This window comes from Companilactobacillus jidongensis (genome assembly GCF_003946575.1).
Taxonomy (GTDB): Bacteria; Bacillota; Bacilli; order Lactobacillales; family Lactobacillaceae; genus Companilactobacillus; species Companilactobacillus jidongensis.
The window spans coordinates 17777-37752 of the sequence record NZ_RHOP01000001.1 but is presented as its reverse complement, the minus strand read 5'-3'; the positions used below and the strand labels follow the sequence as shown (position 1 = coordinate 37752).

The 19976-nt window shown below is 36.7% G+C and carries 17 protein-coding genes; all 17 read left to right on the top strand.

Annotated elements, in window-relative coordinates; translation table 11 throughout:
• Positions 1-71: 71 nt before the first annotated feature.
• The 17 genes from cdaA to EKM68_RS00065 all read left to right on the top strand — a co-directional run bounded on the left by cdaA (position 72) and on the right by EKM68_RS00065 (position 19710).
• The gene (gene cdaA, locus EKM68_RS00145; RefSeq protein ID WP_125587647.1) at positions 72-938 is read left to right on the top strand and encodes a diadenylate cyclase CdaA; all 867 of its coding nucleotides are present in this window, start codon (positions 72-74) and stop codon (positions 936-938) included.
• Positions 916-2043 (top strand): CdaR family protein, encoded by a 1128-nt coding sequence (locus tag EKM68_RS00140; RefSeq protein ID WP_225422934.1) that lies wholly within the window; start codon positions 916-918, stop codon positions 2041-2043. Before cdaA ends, EKM68_RS00140 begins: the two co-directional genes overlap by 23 nt.
• 18 nt (positions 2044-2061) lie before the next feature.
• On the top strand, positions 2062-3414 hold the full coding sequence (glmM, locus tag EKM68_RS00135) for a phosphoglucosamine mutase (RefSeq protein WP_125587646.1): 1353 nt from the start codon (positions 2062-2064) through the stop codon (positions 3412-3414).
• 262 nt (positions 3415-3676) lie between these two features.
• Positions 3677-5488: a glutamine--fructose-6-phosphate transaminase (isomerizing) gene (gene glmS, locus EKM68_RS00130; protein ID WP_125587645.1), complete on the top strand. Its 1812-nt coding sequence runs from the start codon at positions 3677-3679 to the stop codon at positions 5486-5488.
• 99 nt (positions 5489-5587) lie between these two features.
• Positions 5588-7177 (top strand): APC family permease, encoded by a 1590-nt coding sequence (locus tag EKM68_RS00125; RefSeq protein WP_125587644.1) that lies wholly within the window; start codon positions 5588-5590, stop codon positions 7175-7177.
• Positions 7178-7181: 4 nt separating this feature from the next.
• Positions 7182-7706, top strand: a complete 525-nt coding sequence (locus EKM68_RS00120) for a VanZ family protein (RefSeq protein WP_125587643.1) — start codon at positions 7182-7184, stop codon at positions 7704-7706.
• Between the two features lie 147 nt (positions 7707-7853).
• A complete protein-coding gene (locus EKM68_RS00115; protein ID WP_125587642.1) occupies positions 7854-11084 on the top strand; it encodes a leucine-rich repeat protein in 3231 nt (1076 codons plus the stop codon).
• 102 nt (positions 11085-11186) lie between these two features.
• The gene (locus EKM68_RS00110) at positions 11187-11921 is read left to right on the top strand and encodes a YebC/PmpR family DNA-binding transcriptional regulator (RefSeq protein ID WP_125587641.1); all 735 of its coding nucleotides are present in this window, start codon (positions 11187-11189) and stop codon (positions 11919-11921) included.
• Between the two features lie 79 nt (positions 11922-12000).
• Positions 12001-12969, top strand: coding sequence for a competence type IV pilus ATPase ComGA (gene comGA / locus EKM68_RS00105; RefSeq protein ID WP_125587640.1), 969 nt, complete (start codon positions 12001-12003; stop codon positions 12967-12969).
• Positions 12935-13948: a type II secretion system F family protein gene (locus EKM68_RS00100; protein WP_125587639.1), complete on the top strand. Its 1014-nt coding sequence runs from the start codon at positions 12935-12937 to the stop codon at positions 13946-13948. Before comGA ends, EKM68_RS00100 begins: the two co-directional genes overlap by 35 nt.
• On the top strand, positions 13949-14293 hold the full coding sequence (gene comGC / locus EKM68_RS00095) for a competence type IV pilus major pilin ComGC (protein ID WP_225422933.1): 345 nt from the start codon (positions 13949-13951) through the stop codon (positions 14291-14293).
• Positions 14253-14714, top strand: a complete 462-nt coding sequence (locus tag EKM68_RS00090; RefSeq protein ID WP_164509312.1) for a type II secretion system protein — start codon at positions 14253-14255, stop codon at positions 14712-14714. Before comGC ends, EKM68_RS00090 begins: the two co-directional genes overlap by 41 nt.
• Positions 14715-14995: 281 nt before the next feature.
• Positions 14996-15403 (top strand): ComGF family competence protein, encoded by a 408-nt coding sequence (locus EKM68_RS00085; RefSeq protein WP_164509311.1) that lies wholly within the window; start codon positions 14996-14998, stop codon positions 15401-15403.
• Positions 15390-15623: a hypothetical protein gene (locus EKM68_RS00080; RefSeq protein WP_125587636.1), complete on the top strand. Its 234-nt coding sequence runs from the start codon at positions 15390-15392 to the stop codon at positions 15621-15623. Before EKM68_RS00085 ends, EKM68_RS00080 begins: the two co-directional genes overlap by 14 nt.
• Before the next feature lie 30 nt (positions 15624-15653).
• The gene (locus tag EKM68_RS00075) at positions 15654-16670 is read left to right on the top strand and encodes a class I SAM-dependent methyltransferase (protein ID WP_125587635.1); all 1017 of its coding nucleotides are present in this window, start codon (positions 15654-15656) and stop codon (positions 16668-16670) included.
• Between the two features lie 11 nt (positions 16671-16681).
• Positions 16682-17869, top strand: coding sequence for an acetate/propionate family kinase (locus EKM68_RS00070; protein WP_125587634.1), 1188 nt, complete (start codon positions 16682-16684; stop codon positions 17867-17869).
• Between the two features lie 164 nt (positions 17870-18033).
• Complete coding sequence (locus tag EKM68_RS00065; protein ID WP_125587633.1) at positions 18034-19710, top strand: oleate hydratase; 1677 nt, start codon at positions 18034-18036, stop codon at positions 19708-19710.
• Positions 19711-19976: the final 266 nt, after the last annotated feature.

Genomic DNA, 19976 nt, shown 5'->3' with positions numbered 1-19976 from the left:
TTATATTTACTAAACTTTTATAATTTTTATTGTTTGATATAATTAGTTCGAGCTGTAAAGGGGTAATAAATATGAATTTTATACCAAGTAATATATTTACGTGGCAGAATTTAGCCAATTTGGTTGATATTTTAGTAGTTTGGTATGTCCTTTACAAAGTTCTCTCGATGATTAGAGGAACTAAGGCCGTTCAACTGCTAAAAGGTATCGTGATAATATTCCTGATTAAATTAATTAGTTGGGCGTTGAATCTACATACCGTTTCATTCTTAATGGATCAATTGATCAATTGGGGAATTGTTGTCATAGTTATTATTTTCCAACCTGAAATCAGACGTGGTTTGGAACATTTAGGCCGAATGCCTCTGTTCAGTACAGCAAGTAATGAAGAAGGTAAGACCAAGAACCATCTGATAGAGAGTTTGGATCAGGCTATTCAATATATGAGTAAGCGTAGAATTGGTGCGCTGATAACTCTTGAAATGAATACTGGTTTGGAAGAGTACGTCGAAACAGGTATCAAACTGGATGCCGAAGTTACCGGCGCACTTTTGATTAATACGTTTATTCCGAATACACCGTTGCATGATGGAGCGGTAATTATTCGGAAAAATCGAATCTCTGTAGCGGCTGCGTATTTGCCATTATCAGAGAGTAATACAATTCCCAAGGAATTAGGTACGCGTCACCGTGCGGCTGTTGGTATCAGTGAAGTTACTGATGCCATTACGATTGTTGTGTCGGAGGAAACAGGTGGTGTCATGATCACTCGAAATGGTCACATGATGCTTGATCTTTCTAGGGAAGATTACTTGAAGTATCTCAAGGCACAACTTGCGGATTCAGACGACGAAAGCAGTCACTCAATTTTAAGTCTTTTCTCAATACGTCGAAAGAATGGGGGGAAGCAAGACGATGATGAAGAAAATAATAAATAGTAATTATTTTTATGCTTTCATTGCACTTTGCGCTGCTATCTGGTTGTTCTTAACCGTTAGTTCTCCCGGAGTCGGTTCGACCAGAGACTCTAATCAATCTAGTACTTCGACTGTGAATACTAAGACGACACTAACTGTGCCACTTCAAGTACAGGCGAATACAAATGATTATTACATTACTGGTTATCCAGATAGTGTCAAAATTACGATTGAGGGACCTTCAGCACTGGTGACAGCTACGAAGAATACTCAAAACTTTAATCTTTATCTGAATTTGAAAAAGTTGTCAACTGGTCAACATCGTGTACAGATCAAGGAAACTGGATTGAACAGTGAATTGACATATACGATCAAGCCTAAATATGTAGATGTAAACATTCAAAAACGTAAGACCAAAACTTTTGCAGTCGATGTTGATTACACTAAGAGTGCGTTGGCATCTGGCTATGAAGCAGGTAAGATAACATTATCACCCGAGACGGTTAGCGTTACTGGTGCCGCATCAGAAGTCAACAAGATCAAGAAGGTTGTTGTCAAACCAATCTTGCCTAAGGGTATAAAAACTACCTTTGATCAAGAAGTTTTAGTGCAAGCTTTGGATAAAAATGGTAAAACTGTTAATGTAACTTTGGATCCACAAACAGTTCATGTTAAGATTCCAATTAGTATGCCAAGTAAAGAAGTAAGTATTAATCTCACACAGAAGGGGAGTTCCTCAAATTCGAATTTCTCCTTTGAATCTGATGTGAAAACCATCAGAATCTATGGCACTCAAGATCAACTTGACGCTATCGATGATTCAATTGATGTGCCGGTTGATGTATCCGATGTGACCCAAGATACCAAAAAGACGATTAATCTTGCGGATGCTTTAGGTAATCAAGTGACTTTAACTGATCCGGAGACATTAGATGTTAATGTCAGTGTTTCTAGTAATAGTGGCAGTAGTACAAGTACTTCAGTCAACAATAACAGCAATAGTACAAATACTAATTCTAATAATAACAACGGTAGTTCTAACACCAACACTTCAAGTGATGATAGTTCTACAAGTAACAATAGTGATTCAAACAACAATAACAATAATAACAACGATGGAAAGTAACGTTGGGGGTATTAATTTATGACAAAGTATTTTGGAACAGATGGAGTAAGAGGAATTGCTAATAAGGAGTTGAGTCCTGAACTAGCTTTTAAGCTAGGCCGTTCAGGTGGTTATGTATTAACACAACATTCAGATAATGAAAATGCACATCCTCGTGTTTTGGTTGCTAGAGATACACGTATTTCTGGGCAAATGCTACAATCCAGCCTAATCGCTGGATTGCTATCGGTTGGTATCGAAGTTTTGAACTTGGATGTCATCACAACTCCAGCTGTAGCTTACTTAGTACGTGCCGTTTCAGCTGATGCTGGAATTATGATTTCGGCATCACACAATCCTGCTGAAGATAATGGAATCAAGTTCTTTGGTTCTGATGGCTACAAATTACCGGACGATGTTGAAGATGAGATTGAAGAATTATTAGACGCTAAAGAAGACACATTACCAAGACCTTCAGCTGAAGGCTTGGGTAGCGTATCAGATTATCCAGAAGGTGCACAAAAGTACCTACAATTCTTGAAGCAAACACTATCAGATGATTTAAGTGGGATGAAGATCGTTTTGGATACAGCTAACGGATCAACCAGTCGTCTTGCTAGCACATTGTTCGCTGACTTGAATGTTGACTTTGAAATCATGGCATCACATCCGGATGGTATCAATATCAACAAAAATGTTGGTTCAACACATCCAGAACAATTAGCTCAAAAAGTTAAAGAATCAGATGCTGTTGCTGGATTAGCTTTTGATGGTGATGGAGATCGTTGTATTGCTGTTGATGCGGATGGTAATATTGTTGACGGTGATAAGATCATGTACATCTTAGGTAAGTATTTGCATGATGGGGGACGTTTAAAGAAAGATACCATTGTAACTACTGTTATGAGTAACTTGGGATTGTACAAGGCTATTGAAGCTAATGGCATGCACAGTGTGCAAACAGCTGTTGGTGATCGTCACGTTGTTGAAGAAATTCGTGAGAATAACTACAACATCGGTGGAGAACAATCTGGACATGTTGTTTTGTATGAATACATGAATACTGGTGACGGTATGCTTACAGGTATCCATTTATTGCACGTTATGAAAGAAAGTGGCAAGAGTTTGGCAGAATTAGGTGCTCCTGTTAAAGTTTATCCACAGAAGCTTGTAAACGTACCTGTGCACGATAAGGATAAGTGGAAGGAACACCAACCAATTATTGATGCAATTAAGACCGTTGAAGACGAAATGGACGGAGATGGCCGTGTGCTAGTTCGCCCTAGTGGAACACAAGCATTACTACGTGTTATGTGTGAGGCTGCGACAGAAGAAAAAGTAAGTGAATTCTGTGACCAAATCGTTGAAGTTGTAAAGACTGAAATGAATTAGAAGATAAAACAAAATCAAACGCTATAGATCAGAGTATACATTCTGGTCTATTTTTTTTACGCAAAAACAGTTTATACCAATATTGGTATAAACCAACTGTACCAATTATTTAAGATGTATACAAAATAAAAATAAAACCATTGACAAACCACAAACAAATTAGTATTCTAAGCTTTGTTCCCATAAGGGATACCTAGTTAATAAGACTAGACCAATTAAAAAAATAATGGCTAGACCAATTATAAATGCGAGGTTTTTAAAGATGTGTGGAATTGTTGGAGTTGTTGGTAATTCAGAAACAACAGATATTTTATTAAATGGATTAGAAAAGCTTGAGTATCGTGGATACGATTCTGCAGGCATTTATGTAAACAATCAAAAGGGAAAAGATTTCCTAATTAAAGAAGTCGGTAAAATTAGTGAACTTGAAAAAGCTGTTACACCCGATGTTCAAGGACTAACAGGAATTGGACATACTCGTTGGGCAACTCATGGACCAGCAACAGTTGACAATGCTCATCCTCATTTTTCAGCTGACAACAGATTTTATCTTGTACACAATGGTGTAATTACAAATTATAACGAACTAAAAGAAGAATATTTGAAGGGCGTTGATTTTAAGAGTCAAACCGATACTGAAGTCGCAGTTCAATTGATTTCTCATTTTGCTAACGAAGGTATGGATGCCGAATCAGCCTTTAGAAAAGCACTCGGATTGATTGAAGGATCATATGCATTTGCTATGGTTGACAAAGAAGAAGCGGATAAGATTTTTGTGGCTAAGAGCAAGAGTCCACTGTTGATCGGATTAGGCGACGGGTTCAATGTTATCTGTTCTGATGCTATGGCAATGCTCGATCGTACCCATGAGTTCGTTGAAATTCATGATGGTGAAGTTGTTATCCTTGAAAAGAACAAGGTATCAATTAGTAAGCTCGATGGTACACCGGTTGAACGTGGTTCTTACACAGTTAATATTGATGCAAGTGACATTTCAAAGGGTCCTTACGAGCACTATATGTTGAAGGAAGTTGACGAACAACCTAGTGTTATGCGTCGTATTTCTAAGAATTATATCAGGGAAGATGGTTCGATCAATGTTGATCCTGAGATGTTGAAAGAGATCAATAAAGCTGATCGACTATATATTGTTGCTGCTGGTACTAGTTACCATGCCGGATTAGTCGGTAAGAATATCTTTGAGACCTTGGCAGATGTTCCGGTAGATGTTGAGTTGGGTAGTGAATTTGGTTACCATATGCCAAAATTGTCACAACATCCATTCTTCATCTTCTTATCACAAAGTGGTGAGACTGCCGATAGTCGTCAAGTTCTAGTTAAAATCAACGAAATGAACTTGCCAAGTTTGACAATGACAAACGTTGCTAATTCAACCTTGTCACGTGAATCAAATTACACAATGGAATTACTAGCTGGACCAGAAATTGCTGTTGCCTCAACAAAGTCATATACATCACAAATTGCGGTTGAAGCGGTTCTTGCCAAAGCACTAGGTGAGTTAAAAGGAGTTCAAGCAGCTAAGGACCTTGACTTGAAGGAACAATTGGCTATTGCCGCTAATGGAATCCAAACAATTGTTGATGAAAAAGATTACATCAAACAATTGAGTGCGGACTACTTGGATGGTCAAGATCATGCTTTTTATATCGGTCGTGGAATTGATTATGCTTTGTCACTTGAAGCTGCTTTGAAGTTGAAAGAGATCTCATATATTCATGCTGAGGGATTTGCTGCTGGTGAATTGAAGCATGGTACAATTGCCTTGATTGAAGAAGGTACGCCGGTATTTGCTTATATTAATGATGGTGTCGGTGCAAGCCATACTCGTGGTAATATCCAAGAGGTCGAAGCACGTGGTGCTCATGTCCTGGTTATTGCTAATGAAAAATACGCTAAGCCTGGAGACCAAATTATCATTCCTGAAATCGACGAAATGATTTCTCCAATCGTTAGTGTCGTGCCCGCACAACTATTTTCATACTATGCAAGTTTGGCGCGTGGCAACGATGTTGATAAACCTCGTAACCTTGCGAAAAGTGTCACAGTAGAGTAAGGTACGAAATAGTTATTAAAAAATAGCCTCTATGGATATAGAGACTATTTTTGTTTACCGATAATGACGAAATATTTAAAAGATGTGGTGATTTTCTTAATGAAAGGTAAAAAGCTCAACCTGTTTTCAACCGTGATGTTTGGCCTCAGTGCCATCATTGGGTCAGGTTGGATGTTTGGATCTAGTCAAGCAGCCAAAATTGCAGGTCCAGCAGCTATTATTGCTTGGATACTTGGAGCAATCTTGGTTGCGATGATTGCTATGGTTTATGTAGAGATAGGAACAATGTTTCCGGAAGATGGAGCAATGAGCAGATTTACGATGTATACTCATGGTTCATTTTTAGGGCATATTGCCTCATGGGCAAACTGGTTATCGTTACTTGCCATTCTTCCGATTGAGGCTGTGGCATCAACTCAATATATGAGTACCTGGCCCTGGAAATGGGCACAGTGGACTCACGGATTCATGTCGCATGGAGAATTGTCAGCAGAAGGTTTGATGATGGCGACATTATTGATTTTTGTATTTACTTTGATCAATTATTGGTCAGTAACCATTATGGCCAAATTTAATAACTTTATTTCAGTATTCAAATTATTTGTGCCAATTATCACGATGATTGTTTTGATAACATCACATTTTGACTGGACTAACATGGGAACGACTACTAGTCAATTTATGCCTAATGGTACGTCCTCAATCTTTATTGCTATTGGTAGTGCAGGTATCATATACTCATATGTTGCCTTTCAGACAGTTATTAATCTAGGTAATGATATTGTAAAACCAGCTGTAAATATTCGTCGAGGGATTATTTTGTCGCTATTGATAAGTGCTCTGATTTACATTTCATTACAGATTGTCTTCATTGGTTCGTTACCTAAGTCGATCATTAGTGCGGGTTGGAGTCACATTAGTTTTAATTCCCCATTCGCCGATTTGGCTATTTTGTTAAATGTATACTGGTTATCAACGCTAATTTATTTTACGGCATTTATTTCACCGGTTGGAAGTGGAATAGCATTTTCAGCTTCAGCAAGTAAGTCATTATCGTCGATGCCTAAGAATAAGCATCTACCTAAGTTTTTGAGCAAGACAAATAATAAATACAATACGCCACGTGTAGCGTTGGCAGTTGATTTTATGGTTAGTTTCTTGTTAATATTAATGTTCAAAAATTGGGCATTATTGTCACGGGTAGTTGCTGCCTCAACGTTGATTTCATTATTAACTGGGCCAGTAGTTGCCGGAAGTTTGCGCCGAATGGGTCCTGACTTCAAGCGTCCAACCAAAATACGCGGAATGAAGTATTTGGCGCCGGTTGTTTTTGATTTGATAAGTTTGGCAATCTATTGGTCAATGTTTCCAACGACAGTTCAAGTTATTGTAATCATAATTGTTGGATTGCCAATTTATCTTATTTATGATTACAGACGAGGATTCAAAGAATTTAAACAGAAGATGTATGCCAGTTTATGGATAATTGTTCATTTAATAGGATTGTCAGTTATATCATGGATCGGCAGTACAGACTTTGGTGGATTGAATTTAATTAAATATCCAATTGACTTCGTAGTGATAATTGCTTTCTCAACGATTATGTATTATTGGGCAATCAATTCCTCTTATCATTCTGGGTACTTTGACGATGCGAGAAAATTAAATTCAAAAGTAAATATGGGATGATAACATGCATAATAAATTAAAAGATAAAGCAAAATGGTTCTGGGGTGCGGTCATTGCGATTGAACTGATTTTATTTTATAGTTCATCAATGACTTATAAACAACAGACTTCAGTACCGTTTTTGGAGCGTACATTAGGACATTCGGATAAACCATTTTATGGTGGATTGAGTAAAATTAAATTTAATTATGGTGGAAAAATTCAGTCGATCGAGAATGATGGATATTACCATTTTGTTGAATTCTTCATTCGAAAAGGGGCACATTTTAGTATTTATCTGCTACTAGGATTATTTTTATGTTTGGCGGTATACAAGTATTTCAGTAAGAATAAATTTTTGATGATGCTAATCCCATGGTTAGCTACAACTGGATTAGCAGCATTCGATGAGTTTCATCAAGGATTAACCGGTGGTAGAACCCCATCAGTTACAGATGTTATCTTAGATAGCATGGGTGCTCTAACTGGTATTTTAGTTCTTATGCTAGTGCTTTGGTTAGTCGAACGACATCATAATGACGAATTGTAATAAAAAGGCTTGATATTTGGATTTTTCCAATATCAGGCCTTATATTTTTGTCATAAATGGTAAATATATTTGTTTAAAGACAGAATTTATCATGGTGTATAAAATGATAATATAATTGAATAAATTTCGTTTGAGTGGGGTAGCACTATGAAAAATAGAAAGATAATGATATCCAAAAATAGTAAACAATTGATGATTGCTGCTAGTGCTGTGATGGCAATGGGAGTTGGTGCATCATTTAAACATGAATTAGTCGTTAAGGCAGATTCAACTGGTGAGTCTAGTTCAACAGTGTCGGATAGCACTGCATCTACAAGTACTAGTTCTGATAATACAACTGGAAATTCTGATGCAACATCAGATACTTCCACACCGGTAACAACTTCAACTCCGGTGGTCCAGAGCTCTACATCAGTTCAAACTAAGACTGCGGATGCGACACCTGCCGCTACAGTCACTCCATTAGCAACACCTGTGAATGCTGTCAGCCAGACTGATGGCACTGCTTCAGGTACCTCAGATACAACGGTAACTACACCTGTACCGTCGTCAGACGCATCTACGCCTGAAGTTACTACCGAAGCGGTTAATACTAGCAACGCAGCTCCGACAGTTCAGTCGACCGCACCTGTTCCTGAAGCGGTCGCTGCGGCAGCTCCAGCTGATGCTGTAGATGCTACATCAACTCCAACCACAGTTGTAGCACCTGCCGCTACTAAGACAGTTGCTGATAGTGCAGATGATTTTTTGTGGAGTACTGATGATACTAATTCAACGGCGACTGTTACGGGAATTAACGGTACTTATACTGAGGTTAATATTCCTTCTAAAGTAAACTTGAATAGCAAGGATTACGATGTTACCGCGGTTGGCGATAATGCGTTTGTTGGTAATGACAATATCACTAGCGTGGTTATAAATGATGGATTACAAACCATTGGTGATGGAGCTTTTGCGTATATACCTAATCTAACGTCCATTGATATGTCGAATAATACGACATTGACCACTATTGGCAACAATGCCTTTATATCAGCACATGCTTCGTCAATTGTTCTTCCTAATTCGGTGAAGACTATTGGAGATAATGCCTTTGCTTATGATTCGGATTTAACCAATCTCAGTCTTAATGAGGGACTGACTACCATTGGCACCGCATCTTTTGCAGGTGATACAGGACTAACAACAGTTAATTTTCCAAGTACATTAACAACAATCGGAGATAGTGCTTTTGCTTATGATACTGGATTAACAAGCATAGATTTACCTGATTCAGTTCAAACCATTGGAAAGCTTGCCTTTGTATCCAATACTCATTTACAGTCAGTCAAATTAGACAGTGGGCTGGTGTCTATTGGCGATTCAGCCTTTCTTTATGATGGAGAATTATCGAATATAGATATTTCGAATGCTACGAGTTTAGCTACTATTGGTAATGGTGCTTTTGAGTACTCAGGAGTTACAGGAGATTTAGACTTCTCCGACAGTTTAAACTCGATTGGTGACCAGGCATTTGCTGGTGATCATATAACAGGTGTTAAATTTGATAATAATCTTCAAAGTATCGGTGATTCTGCTTTTGCATTCAATAATATTGGCGGAACTGTTGAATTACCAGCAGCAACAACTTCTGTTGGTACAGAGGCATTCTTGGGTAATCAGATTACAAAATTGGTGTTAGATGGAAGCAATACAACTATTAAGGACGAAGCCTTCAAGTATAACCGTATTACTAATATTTATGCACCGAGTGCTGTATTGCAAGGCAATGTAGCGGCTGATCAAGCAGCAACGATTTTTACGGATTCTGCCCATGATAATATTTCCGACTTATTTGATTTGAATGTCGATGGCTATACTGAAAAAGTATTGAATTTGAGTAGTTTAACTAATGGCGTTACATATAGTGAATATACTGGATTATTTAACATACCGACAGGAACTAATTCATTCTCATTCCATTGGTATATGAGCGATGGATACAATGGTGATTATAATGTTGTTTTAAATGATCCCGATATTAAGGCTGTTAGTTCACAAATTATGGCTGGATCTAACTGGGAACCAAAGGACAACTTTGTTAGTGCACAAACCCCTGATGGGCAGTCTGTAAGTTTGAGTAGTATAACTGTTTCGGTTCATGATTATACAGCAGATACCCCTGTAGATACTGTAGATACATCCAAAGCGCATCAGTATACAGTTACTTATAGCTATGGAAATGATAGTACTGCAGTTACCGTCACAGTTTTAAAAGCCGAAGGTACTTATCAAATTGTTGGTGGTTCATCAAGTACTTATAATGGCGTTAGTCAGACGCCCGATACTTCGAAATATTATGTGCAATTATCCGACAACACGACTTATCAACTCCAAGCCGGGGATCTGAAGATTGAAAATGGCAATGCAACTAATGCTGGTAGTTACCAAGTGGCCTTATCTGATCAGGGAATAAGTAATCTTAATAGTCTTGATCAAAGCGCAACTTACAATTGGACATTGGCAGGAGATCTGCCATCATTCACTATCAGTCCAGAGAACGTAACAATTACAGCAAATAATAGCTCCAAAATTGCTGGACAAAAGGATCCAGTTTTATCAGCTACGGTTAATGGAACTATCTACAATAATGATTTTGAATATAGTATTGATAGACAAGCAGGAGAGACTGTTGGTGATTATCCAATCAACATTACTTATACAGCAAATGGAAATTACATTGTTACGGTCAATAACGGAACCTTTACCATTGACAAAGCTGCACTTAGTTTAGCAGGCAGTGATTATACAATGCATGTCGGTGAGTCAACTCCGACTGTGAGTGATTTTCAGGCAAGTGCGACTGACGAGAATGGTCAACCAGAGGATGTTGAACTTGATTTGAATGGTGCTAATCTGACCGCTGTGGGGAATTACGATGTTTTGTTAAGTACGAAAGATGGTCAGACCAAGACAGTTGTATTACATGTTTTGGGAACTGGGAATGATAGCGGCAATGGTGGTACAGACCCAACAGACCCAACAGACCCAACAGACCCAACAGACCCAACAGACCCAACAGACCCAACAGACCCAACAGATCCGACAGACCCAACGGATCCGACAGATCCCAAAGATCCTACAAATCCAGTAGATCCACCAATAGCGAATACAGATTCAGCTAGTGTAAGTAATAATAACCAGAATCCAAGCAATGTGATTGTCCTATCTGGTTCTAAAACAGTAATATTACCATCTGATAATTTATCTGCTAAAACATATAATGGTGGTCGATTACCACAAACAAGTTCTAGCAATGGAACAGCTATTTCTGTAGTTGGTATCGTTATAGCGGCACTAGGATTATTAGGAATTGATATTAAAAGAAGAAAAATATAGCTTTTAAACGAGTAGTTAATTGATTGTAGACATTGTAATGGCGGGCATAGTTTGATATTATATTACCTGGTTTACAATTATTGACGAAAGAAGGAAGCAGAAATGTCAGGACACTCAAAATGGCATAACATCCAGGGTAGAAAAAACGCCCAAGATTCTAAACGTGGAAAGATTTTCCAAAAACTATCACGTGAATTATTCATGGCAGCAAAATCGGGTGGTGCCGATCCGGACAGTAACGCTGCTCTCCGTTTAATAGTAGATAAAGCTCGTGCAGCTAACATGCCTAAAGATAATATCAAGCGTGCCTTAGATAAGGCCGAAGGTGGCAGTGAAGAACATTATGATGAGGTTATATACGAAGGCTATGCTCCAGGTGGAGTTGCAGTTTTAGTTGAAGCTTTGACAGATAACAAGAACAGAACAGCCTCTGCCGTACGTGTTGCGTTTACTCGTAACGGAGGTAGTTTAGGTTCTAGTGGATCAGTTGCATATATGTTTGATCGTAAAGGTTACCTTGTACTCGATCGCTCAAAGAATACACAAGACGAAGATGAAGTTCTTTTAGACATCATGGATCTTGGAGCAGACGATTTGCAAACATCAGATGAAGCATTTGAAATTTATACTGATGCCAAAGAATTTGCCGCAGTTCGTGATGGACTAATTGCAAAGGGTTATGAAATTGCTAATGCTGAATTAACAATGATTCCCCAAAATACAACAGCAGTTCCTGAAGATAAACAAGAACAATTTGAACACATGATCGATCAACTTGAAGATGACGATGATGTTTCAGAAGTTTATACAGCCGCAGCTGATGATGACGAAGAATAGTCATAAATAATAAAAATCGCAAACTTTTAAAGTTTGCGGTCTTTTTTTTTACGTAATTTTAAGTATAAGGAGGAATGACATGACCACTGAAACGATGGCTAACGATTTATTATTGAATGCTTGTAAGGATATGGTATCGGATATTTATTTTTTACCTAAAGAAGATTCATATCGGATCGAAGCTCGCAATGATGGCGGGAAGTACGTATTTGCGGAATTTACATTGGATGAAACATCAGCAATCATTAACTTCTTGAAGTTCAATGGTGGACTAGATGTTTCTGAAAGACGGAGATCCCAAAAAGGCTCTTTTAGTTTTTATTTTCAGAATCATCGGATTCATATTCGTATTTCAGCTGTTGGAGACTTCAGAAATCGAGAATCAGTTGTAATCCGGTTGATTTATCCCCAAGCATTGGGTATCGGAATGGATCAAGGTATTTTGAACGAGTTGCTGCCAATTGCTAAGCGAAAAGGAATGATGATTTTCGCCGGTCCTATGGGTTCAGGCAAAACATCATTGATGTATGCACTTGGCAGATATTTGTCAGTCAATAAAACGGTAATGTGTATTGAAGATCCGATTGAAATTGTAGAAGATTCGTTTTTACAACTGCAAGTTAATGAAGATTCTGGTATGAACTATGAAGAGCTGATTAAGACAAGTCTTCGCCATCGTCCAGAGGTCTTGATCATCGGAGAAATACGTGATAGTAAGACAGCACAGCAAGCTATGCAGGCGGCACTATGCGGTTACACAGTTCTCACCACGATTCATGGTAAATCAAAGTATTCTGTGCTTCAAAGATTAAAACAATTTGGAATAAATGATTTAGAAATTTTAAATTCAATAAATTTAATTTCATATCAGAGATTGATTCCGACCATCAATAAGAAGGAATTGTTTATCGATTTGATTGATACAGAAAGCATTAAGCAATTTATCAATACAAATGAACCTGATAATAATTGGGCTCAGATGATCAAAAATACTTTTCAAGATGGATATATCGATGAAGATACTTACCAAGAATTTATTTACGGATAAAAAATTAAAGCCACAGAAACAAGCGGAATATTTGTTGGTATTAAGTCGACTAACTATGAATGGTTTTTCGATTAAACAAGCTATTAATTGTTTAAAGATGCTAGAAGATAAAAAAGATATTTTTGATTTGATTTATCAGGATTTGCAAATGGGTGAAATGATAGCCCATGCAATGCGCCATCTGAAACTGCCACCAGTGATAAATAATCAATTGATGATTGCACAAAGCCATGGTGGCTTGCAACAGACGTTGTTTCAAAGTGGAATGATCTTACAAAACAAATCTCGGCAAAAAGAAAAATTGATGGATCTCTTGGCCTATCCAGTTTTTATAATGTTGTTTTTGGTAGTGATGTTAGTAGGAATGAAAGCATATATTATTCCTCAATTGGATCTGAATAATGATAGTAACTTGATAGATATATTTATTATGTCAGTTATTTCTTTAATTATATTCACGTTTATCGGGATGACGTATTTTATTTACAAATTAAAAAAAATGACTGAATATCAGCGAGCAGTTGTACTCATCAAACTTCCAATTATTGGTAAAACATATTCTAGTTTTTTTCAATTCATAATTTTACAAGGATTGGGGATGCAAGTTGGAAGTGGTATGAATCTCCATGATATTTGTTCATCAAGTCAACTATTTGAACAAGGATCGATACAGTGTGCATTATCAAACAAATTCAGCACTGGAATGAGTTGTGGGAAGAATATATATTCATTGATAGAGAACGAACCACTATTGCCAAATGAATTGAAGATGATACTTCAATCAGGTGGCAGTACTAAAGAAATTGGGCAAGATTTGACATTGATGTCTGAGCTCAAGTTTGAAGAGACCCAAAGACGACTAAAAAAAATACTAAATTTGGTACAGCCTATATTGTTCGGAGTGATTGCTATTGTGATACTCGTGACATATTTGATTGTACTTCTCCCAGTATACGGGATGATGAAAGGACTCACATAAATGATGAGCAAACTAATTAAGAAAACTAAAAAAGCTTTTACACTGATTGAAATGGTGATCGTATTATTTATTATTTCACTATTATTGCTGGTAATGATTCCTAACCTTGGTGCACAAAAAAATAATGCAAGTACTAAAAGTGAGGATGCTTTTGTAACTACTATGCAAACTGAAATTGATATGTATGATGGCGATGGCGTAAGTATTCCAACATGGAGAAATTTAAAAGATGATGGATATATTTCTGAGAATCAGTTTAAACGTGCAAGCAAAAAATACTATATTATTCTGGATAAGAAGACTAGTGCATATAAAATTTCTCTCACTGAAGCTTCGGCGAAATAAAGCCTTTACCCTGCTTGAAACTGTAATCTCACTGGCCATATTCTGTACACTTATTTCAGTTTCAATTTATGGGCTTCATGCATATCAACAGCGGATAGAGGAGAAACAAGTTATCAGCCAATTCAAAACTAATTGGCACAATATGCTGAACTATTCCTATCTGAATAAAAATTATTCTACATTTTTCTATAATTATGAAACTAATACAATGAACTTTATGGATTACAATAACAAAGATAAATTTTTCAATCAGATTAAATTGCCCAAAACCCTTAAAAGTAACCGAGGGCATGACATTCGAATAAATGTCAGTAATAATGGTTCAACTGGTCCAAGAACTATTGAATTGGAATCTAGTTTAACTCACAGAATTTATCATTATACGATTCAAATGATGTGGGGTGAGCTGGTTGAAAAATAGATCTGCATTCATTTTGTTAGAATCCCTAATAACACTGACAATTTCTGTGATGATAGTTTTAACTCTGTCATATTGTGTTAGCGAACAATTCAAAATAATCAGTAACTGGGAATCTCGAACTAGTGCACACAAGATAATACAGCTACATTCCAGATACGAAAATGTGCCAAATAATATTACAATAGATGGACGAGTTTACCGATTCAGTCAAACGAAAGACAAAATGATGGTGGAAGTGAATGGAAAAGTTTTTTATGTACAGAAGTCGCCATGAGGGGTTTATGTTGGCTGAAGCGGTAATTGCACTACTAGTAACAGTCATGACATTGGGAATATTGCAGCAATCGCTCCAAATTGTGAAAAAGGTCGAGTCAAATACCAGAAGTGAAGTCCTTCGATGGCATGTTTCAAACGAACGGATTCAAGATTTATTTTTATATGCAAAAGTATTGAATAGTACTGAGCAAAAAATAGTCTTCGAAGTGTCGGAAGACAAAAGGTATTCGATTGAATCATATAAAAATGGTGACATGTTGCGAATGACCGGTGCTGAGTCCGGCGGACATATGCCTATTTTAGTAAATTTAAAACATATTAAATTTGAACAAAAAGAAAGTATTTATATTATTCATACTATTGATAAATTTGATCGAAAGTCTGAGATGTACTTAATCAATGAGGGAACGTAATCATAAACATCAAGGAACAATTATTCTCAATGCAGTTATGATTTTATCTATTGCCGTTTTAGTGATAGGATTTAGTAATGCTTATTTTGAAAGGCAAGTTAGCAATTATCAAAAACTTGATGAGAAATATCGGCAAGAAATTATTAACAATACTAAAAATACTAATGTTAAATTTATGGAAACGCTACAACCCCTTGAATTAAATCGCTTACAAAGGTAATATTTTAGTATGTTACTAAAGAGGTAAAATATGGCAGAAGAGAATATGCAAAAGTACTATGATCAATTAGATCAAGCTACCACTTTACTAAAGAAGTCACTTGGTACCAGTTATTTGGATGCATTGTCCGAGAATCTGACTAATATTGCAGATGGACACGTATTTGTAGAAAACGGTGCTCCCGATAAAGAAACAGTGTCACAACTAGAATCAATATACGCTGAACTCAAACAATTACGATTGACTCCAGCACAATTGAAACAAGCCATTACAGTTAATATCATCAAAGACCAAAAAGTTGATAATTCTGAAGTTAATAAACTGATGACACCCGATATGATTGGATTGATCGCCAGCTTGATTGCTTTTGAAATCTTACAATCAGAAGGTAAGAACGAACTGAATTTGATTGATCCTACTGTTGGTACAGGTAATTTCTTAATTGAATTTATCCAACAATTACGACAAGCCGGTGATTTCAAAATCAATGCCGCCGCAATCGATAATGATGACGCTTTGGTTACCCTATCAAAAGCATTCAGTGAAGTTATGAATATCAATCTTGATGCCTACCATCAAGACGGTATCTCAGAGTGGGAAGTTACTGACATTGATATGGCGATTGCAGACTTGCCAGTTGGATATTATCCAATTGACGAGAATGCAGCTAAGTTTAAGACCAAGTCAGATGAAGGACATTCATATGCACATCATCTCTTGATTGAACAAACTATGAATAACTTGAATGATGGTGGTGTTGGTATCTTCATTGTTCCGTCACAAATCTTCCAAACAGATCAAGCTAAAAAGCTATCTGAATGGATGGTTTCGAGCGTTTATCTACAAGCAGTATTAGATTTACCTTCAAATCTCTTTGCTTCTAAAGAAGCGCAAAAAGCGGTTGTCGTGCTACAAAAACACGGTGGTAATTCAAAGCAAGCAGATAATGTTTTGATGGGTACAATTCCAGATACGAATCAACCAAAATTATTTGAGGGATTCAAAGATCAATTACAAGATTGGGCAAGAAACAACTTTAAAGGTTAGGTGAAAATAGTATGTCAAAGATCATTGCAGTTAATTCAGGTAGTTCGACATTAAAATGGAAGCTTTATTCATATCCAGAAGAAAATGTGATTGCCAAAGGGATGGTAGATCGTTTAGGTTTATCAGACTCAGTATTTGAAGTAAAATATAATGGTGAAAAATTCAGTAAGGTTGGCGATATTCCAGACCATATAACAGCTGTTAATATGATGTTGAAAAAATTGCTAGAGATGAAGATCATCAGTAGTTACGATGAAATTACTGGTATTGGTCACCGTGTTGTTGCCGGTGGAAATATTTTCAAAGATTCTGCTGTCGTAACACCAAAGGTCATCAAAGAAATCAAAGATTTGTCAGAGTTTGCTCCACTACATAATCCTGGACAAGCTGCGGGTATCGAAGCTTTTGTGAAGATTCTTCCAGATGTTCCTCAAGTTGCTGTATTCGATACATCATTCCATCAAACAATGGAGCCAGTAAATTATCTATATAGTTTGCCATATGAATACTATGAGAAATATGGTGTTCGTAAGTTTGGGGCCCACGGAACTAGCCACCGCTATGTTTCTAAGGCTGCAGCCGATTTCCTAGGCAAACCAATTGAAGATTTGAAGATTATCTCTGCTCACTTGGGTAGTGGTGCTTCAATCGACGCTATCGAAGGTGGAAAATCTGTTGATACTTCAATGGGATTCACACCGCTTGCTGGTATTACTATGAGTACACGTTCAGGAGATATTGATGCTTCATTAGTTGCATTCTTAATGCAAAAACTCAAGATAACTGATATTCAAGACATGATTGACATTTTAAATAACAAATCTGGATTACTCGGCATATCAGGTGTTTCACCTGATATGCGTGATTTGATTGCTACCAAGGATGATAACAAGCGTTCTGAATTGGCAATTGAAATTTTCATTAATCGTATTGTTAAGTATATTGGTTCATATATCGCCTTACTTGGTGGAACAGATGTAATTCTCTTCACTGCTGGAATGGGTGAAGGTAATCCTTGGATTCGTGAATTGATTGCTAACAGTTTTAATTATATGGGAGTCAAGATTGATAAGGATGCAAATGAGAACGGTAAAGGTATTCGTAAGATCAGTACGGATGATTCATCGGTAGACGTATTAGTTGTGCCTACAGACGAGGAATTAATGATTGTTCGTGATGTAGTTAGATTGACAAAATAATGGATGGGGCTTAATTGCCCTGTCTTTTTTATTAAATCAATTATCAAAAAATAAATTATATATTTATCAATTTTTAGCTATATAATTTAGAAAGCCTTTACATTTGTTCGTAAACTAGCTATATTTAGGTTGTAGGGAGTAACAATTTGAACGGAGGTCATAATATGACAAGAAAAGCTTATATGATTGGTACTGGTATCGGTAATTTAGCTGCAGGTATTTATTTGATCCGTGATGGTGGCTTCAAAGGTGACCAAATAACTATGATGGGTCTCGAAACTCACGGTGCAAATGATGGTGGCACAACCGCATCATATGAAAGTGAATATAGTAATCAAGCTTTATCCAACAACAAAGGATTTCTAGCAAAGGGCGGACGTATGCTCAATGAAGAAACATATGAAAACCTTTGGGATTTGTTGCGTTCAGTTCCTTCTCTGGATAATCCAGGTCAAACTGTTACAGATGATATTCTTAACTTTGATCACGCTCACCCAACACACGATGTTGGTCGTTTGATGGATTATGACGGACCACGTATTAAAAATAATAAAGATAATTACAAACACATGCAGTTTAACAACAAAGATAGAATGTTGTTATCCAAGTTGATGATGAGCTCTGAAAAAAATGAACAAGCATTGAACAATATTAGTATTGCTGAATACTTTGCTAGTTCTCCACATTTCTTTACCACAAACTTCTGGTATATGTGGCAAACAACTTTTGCATTTAAACGTGCTAGTTCAGCCATGGAATTACGTCGTTACATGAATCGTATGATTCTAGAATTCAGTCGTATCAATACTTTGGAGGGTGTTACAAGAACACCATATAATCAATATGAAAGTATTATTATTCCAATGCGTAAGTATCTTGAAGATCGTGGTGTAACATTCATTGATAATCGCAAGGTTACAGACTTCGAATTCAAGGATACACCGCTACAAGATGACATCATCGTTACTGGACTTAAGTATGAAGAAGTCGATAATGACAACAAAGAAGGTCATATCGATATTGATGAAAATGATTTAGTCTTTGATACAAATGGTTCAATTACAGATAGTTCATCAATTGGTGATTACAACACACCAGTTACTGAGAATATGGAATACGCTCCAAGCGCCATGCTTTGGAAGAAAGCAGCTGAAAAATTCTATTCACTAGGTAATCCTGATAAGTTCTTTGATGACCGTACGCAGAGTGAGTGGATGAGTTTTACTATTACTACAAATAATCATTATTTGTTAAATCAGATTTCTCGTATTACTCAGCAAGAACCAGGTAACGCCTTGAATACATGGATCAATAGTACACCGTTGATGTCATTAGTTATTCACCATCAACCACATTTCAAAGCACAGAAACCTAATGAATCAGTCTTCTGGGGTTATTTCATGTATCCACGTCGTAATGGTGACTATGTTCAAAAGCCAGTTATCGAAATGACAGGTGAAGAGATGCTTCAAGAATTATTAGGACAATTAGCCGCAGTCGATCCAAGTAAAGACAACATCAAGAATCACACAGATGAAATTATGGACAGCATCGTCAACGTAATTCCCGTTCACATGCCATATGCCAGTGCCTTGTTCAATCAAAGAGCGGTCGGAGATCGTCCTGACGTTGTGCCAAAGCACAGCAAGAACTTAGCATTTATCAGTCAATTCTGTGAACAACCATTTGATATGGTATTTACAGAACAATATTCATTTAGAGCAGCACAAAGAGCAGTCTATACATTCTTAGGAATTCCTTTATCAGAAATGACGCCAATGCATCATTATGAAAAAGATCCTAAAGTTATGACTAGAGCTGCTAAAACAATGTTTAGATAGAAATCAAATAGAATACTTTCGGGTATTCTATTTTTTGTGTCCTTGTGAATTCATTTAACAAGGGAAAATACTATGCCGGTAGTGGTGATTGACTATTATTTCACAAAAATCACATTACATAAACAAGTTAAAAATGGTGTATTTAGTGAAAACGTTTTCATATATAATCACTGGTATGTCAATGATTATATATTGATATTTATACGTTTTGACAATTTTATTAGTTTTTAACTGAAAACAGTTGCTATATTTTCAAAGAATGCTAA